General features: G+C 38.3%; 6 protein-coding genes and 1 pseudogene. 3 read left to right on the plus strand and 4 right to left on the minus strand.

Annotation, left to right across the window (positions count from 1 at the left end):
• From GZ63_RS18555 to GZ63_RS0116100, 3 genes and pseudogenes are all read left to right on the plus strand, one after another.
• A pseudogene (locus tag GZ63_RS18555) lies at positions 1–117 on the plus strand (cell wall hydrolase); the annotation flags it as partial.
• Between the two features lie 29 nt (positions 118–146).
• A complete protein-coding gene (gene gerQ / locus GZ63_RS0116095) occupies positions 147–620 on the plus strand; it encodes a spore coat protein GerQ (protein WP_029271330.1) in 474 nt (157 codons plus the stop codon).
• 112 nt (positions 621–732) lie between these two features.
• A complete protein-coding gene (locus tag GZ63_RS0116100) occupies positions 733–984 on the plus strand; it encodes a hypothetical protein (RefSeq protein ID WP_029271332.1) in 252 nt (83 codons plus the stop codon).
• Here GZ63_RS0116100 and GZ63_RS0116105 read toward each other — a convergent pair.
• The 4 genes from GZ63_RS0116105 to GZ63_RS0116125 all read right to left on the minus strand — a co-directional run bounded on the left by GZ63_RS0116105 (position 979) and on the right by GZ63_RS0116125 (position 3,915).
• Positions 979–1,347, minus strand: coding sequence for a DUF423 domain-containing protein (locus tag GZ63_RS0116105; protein ID WP_029271334.1), 369 nt, complete (start codon positions 1,345–1,347; stop codon positions 979–981). The genes GZ63_RS0116100 and GZ63_RS0116105 overlap by 6 nt on opposite strands.
• A 27-nt stretch (positions 1,348–1,374) precedes the next feature.
• On the minus strand, positions 1,375–1,662 hold the full coding sequence (locus GZ63_RS0116110; RefSeq protein WP_029271336.1) for a YwdI family protein: 288 nt from the start codon (positions 1,660–1,662) through the stop codon (positions 1,375–1,377).
• A gap of 336 nt (positions 1,663–1,998) precedes the next feature.
• Positions 1,999–2,154, minus strand: a complete 156-nt coding sequence (locus GZ63_RS18230; protein ID WP_198020955.1) for a hypothetical protein — start codon at positions 2,152–2,154, stop codon at positions 1,999–2,001.
• 171 nt (positions 2,155–2,325) lie between these two features.
• Positions 2,326–3,915, minus strand: coding sequence for an FMN-binding glutamate synthase family protein (locus tag GZ63_RS0116125; RefSeq protein WP_029271338.1), 1,590 nt, complete (start codon positions 3,913–3,915; stop codon positions 2,326–2,328).
• Positions 3,916–4,154: the final 239 nt, after the last annotated feature.

The raw sequence follows: 4,154 nt of genomic DNA on the forward strand, positions 1-4,154 counted from the left end.
TTTTTTGAGCCACCCGGGGCCTGCCCAGCGCAATGGTTTAACCAGTGGAATGTAGGGCGCTATAAAGCCCATTGCTTTTATGCACCTTCATCAGCTGAATGTCCTGCTGTTTATTAGTGTAAAAAGATATTTCAGGAGGTTTTTTTATGAGTGAAAAGAATCATCATGTAAATCAGAGTTATCCAAATTATTATTACCCGCCTGCATCTCCTATGTATTATCCACCTGCATTTGGATACAGGCAAACACCGCCAAACCAGAATCAAAACCAGCAATACCCACCACAATATCCACTATATGCTCAAACGCAACAAGGAGCTGGGAATAACGCACAAGGCATGATGCCGATGGAGCAATCTTATATTGAAAACATCCTTCGTTTAAATCGGGGAAAAGAAGCTACTGTCCATATGACTTTTGAAGGAGATAACCAAAAGATATTTAAAGGAACTGTCGAAGCTGCTGGAAGGGATCATCTCATTTTAAGTGATCCGCAAACTGGAAGAAGATATTTATTATTAATGGTTTATCTCGATTATATTACTTTTGATGAAGAAATTAATTATGCTTATCCATATACTAGTTCCGCAGGGCAAACGGCCACGTACCCTGCAAGATAATTGATACTCCCGATAAAAAAGGGTGACGCACGAAGTCGATCCAAAACGTTATCGATCTTGTGGTCATCCTTTTTTACAAGCATTATGTTTTACCCTAAAAGGGGCGTTGCAAATGAAACATCCATATGAAAAATTTATGAATATCGAATTAGTATCTATCTTGCTTAGTATTTTAGTTGGTGTTGTTGCGTTTATTCAAGGCTATTTATTCCTCATCTTTTTAGCACTTTATCTAGTAGTTATCAGCTTGTCTTGTGATGCACTCATTAAATGGTATACCCATTATAAAAATGAGGCAATCATGCAATTTGTGCGATCTGGCATGCTATTTTTGCTTACGACTTACTTACTGTTAAGCCTATAAAAATTTAACGATAGCATATCCGAGTAATACCCAGCCGACTAAAAAAGCTACACCACCAAACGGTGTTATCATTGCAAGCAATTTTACACCAGTAGTTGAATAAAGGTAAAGACTACCGGAAAATAAAACAATCCCTATGAAAAACATCCATCCGGACCAAAGCAAGCCATTGCTTTGAATTTTTGCAAGCATTAGTCCTACGACAAGTAATGCCATTGTATGAAACATTTGATAATTGACCGCTTTCTCCCAAATTCCTAATGACTTTTCGGAAATTTTACCTTCTAAACCATGCGCTCCGAATGCTCCTAATGCTACAGCTAAAAATCCATTAATAACGCCAAGTAGTAGAAATAACTTCATTTTGTACACGCTCCGTTTCTTTCACGTTTAAAAATCAAAAATTGAGTTTCCGTTGGCTTCTTCATGATCCATGCTTTGCTTTTGAACTGTCTTATATTCACTGGATTGCCGTGATTGATTTCCAATCATTGCTTTCATTTCTTCCTGAGAGATCGCTTTTGAGTTAGACGTATCCGTTTCCTGCAATAATAAATCGCATAATAGTTGAACATGGGAAACATGTCTTTTCATAACTTCTTCCTTTTCGTGAAATTTCTTCGCCTTTTGTAATTCCGCCATCATTTTATTTATAACGGCTTGATTGGTTATTGCCACCATGATCACCCTTTCGGATCTTTGCCTTTCCAATTATAACATGAATCGTTTCTATTTTCTTTTCATATATGCTTGAGCTGACCAATGAAAATAAGCCCTGGGGTTATCCCACGGCTTATGCTTTCTCTACATCTCTATGATAATATATAAAGATAATCCTTAACATTAAGTAAAGTTCTTCTATGTGATGAACATACCGTATCAACAAAGCCTGATTTATCGATTCTGCTGCCCATTCGCCAAACTGAAACATGCATGACTCCAAAAAGCCATTCCTAAAATCCACACACCTATAGCTACATTCATTCACAGCAACATCTTATGACCTTGGTTTTCTTAAACACTCTGACTTTGCAAACGTTTACATTCGTCTTTCTCTTGTTCCTTTTTGTAATTATCATACATCCATTGCAGAAATTCCTTTTCTTTCCCTTGCAACTGTCTGCCAAGTTTCTTCCTTGTATCCTCACATACTTTCAAGAAGCTTTCCATAAAGTTAAGATACCCCCTCAAATTGAGTGACCTTATAACACTTTTTTCCATTATAACCCGGTAGCACTAGGATAGCAATACAATTTTTATAAATTTACAAAATTTACTGATAATATGACGCAATTATACAAGACCTGTAGATTTGCGTCATATCACCATATGGGGGAATATTTATACGATTTTCTCATAATCTGGCGATGAATGAACAGAATGAAATTGATCTTTATACACAAGATGCTCTCTTGTGAATTTCGTCGGGCTGTCAATACCAGCAGTAGCAGCCATTTCAAAAACGCCTTGTCGTATAGCAACTAAATAATTGCATACACGGTACTTTTTCTCTTCTACACTTAACCCATTTTGCAGCTTGCGGTCAGTTGTAGCCACACCAACAGGACAATTATTTGTATGGCAAACTTGAGCCATAATACACCCAACACTAAGCATAAACCCTCGGGCAATATTAATCATATCTGCTCCTAAAGCAAGAGCCATTGCAATTTTGTCAGGGGTAAGCAATTTCCCTGAGGCAACCATATGTGTTTGATCTCGGATTTCATACTTTTTCAATAAATCATCAACGAGAGGCAAAGCAGCAAATGTTGGTAAACCAACCGATTGTGCTAATTCATAATACGTTGCACCCGTTCCTCCATCTCCTCCGTCAACGGTAATAAAATCTGGTACAATCCCAGTTTCCTTCATCGCTCGAACAAATTCTTCCACTTGACTTTCATTACCAACCACGATTTTCGTTCCTACTGGCTTCCCACCCACATCGCGCATTTTTTGAACAAATTCAAGCAATCCTCTGCTATCTGAGAATTCCCTGAATCGATTCGGGCTATCAATTGTCGTCCAAGGTTTTATTTTACGAATTTCTGCAATTTCCTCTGTTACCTTTTCACCTTCTACGTGACCGCCTCGGGTCTTTGCTCCTTGTCCAAGCTTCAATTCAAATGCTTTTACTTGTTCGATATCGCTTTTCTTCTTAAATTCTTCCCATGAAAACTCTCCATCATCTGTTCGTACCCCAAACAGCCCTGGACTTATTTGCATAATCAGGTCCACATCGCCTTTTAAATGATACGGGGACAGACTTCCTTCTCCGGTATTCATCCAGGTTCCTCCAGCCATTCCCAAGCCTTTGGAAAGTGCTGTAATCGCATGATCCCCCAAGGATCCGAAGCTCATTGCTGATTGACCAATAAATCCTTTTATCTGGAAAGGCTTTTCCACCGTATCTTTACCAAGGACGATCGCCTCCTCATCCGGTAAATAATACGGGTTTAAAATCCCTTCTTCATGATGTTCCTTCCTGCTGAAAAGCTTCTCATTATCTATATGATATAATCTCGTTCTTATCTTAGGCTCCTGCTCCAGCTTCATTTCCTCTTTTTGCTTTGGAAACATATGATTTACGATATACAACCCAGATTCATCAAAATCACGTTCCGATCCAAATCCGATCATCCGGTCATTATATTTCGCCGCCTTATATACATATTCAAATTCCCCCCGGTTAAAAGGTTTGCCTTCATTATTATTATTAAATAAATACTGACGTAATTCAGGTCCCATTTTCTCAAGAATATAGCGCATTTTCCCTAAAACAGGATAATTCCGTAATATGGAATGTTCACGCTGCTTCTGATCATGGAAAAAAACACGAATAAACAGAATTAGTGGAACAACAGCCACAATTCCCATGAGAATAATAATTGTAATTAAAAGATCGACTACCACTTTACATTCCCCCATTTACAAAACAATATCAAAAAGTCTTTATATGTACACAAAACCCTCCTTCCCATTTCACCCTGAGACTAAACAATCGAGTAGGTGACTAACCATTACTTGGTTAGTCGACCTCTCACACCACCGTACGTACGGTTCCGTATACGGCGGTTCAATCTCTTGAGTATCCAAACTCATAGAGTGTGGACAAATCTTTTAGTCCCCACTTTGTGAGCCTTTCTTTTGGTATGGCACGATGAATA

The organism is Virgibacillus alimentarius, from assembly GCF_000709085.1.
Classification (GTDB): domain Bacteria; phylum Bacillota; class Bacilli; order Bacillales; family Amphibacillaceae; genus Virgibacillus_B; species Virgibacillus_B alimentarius.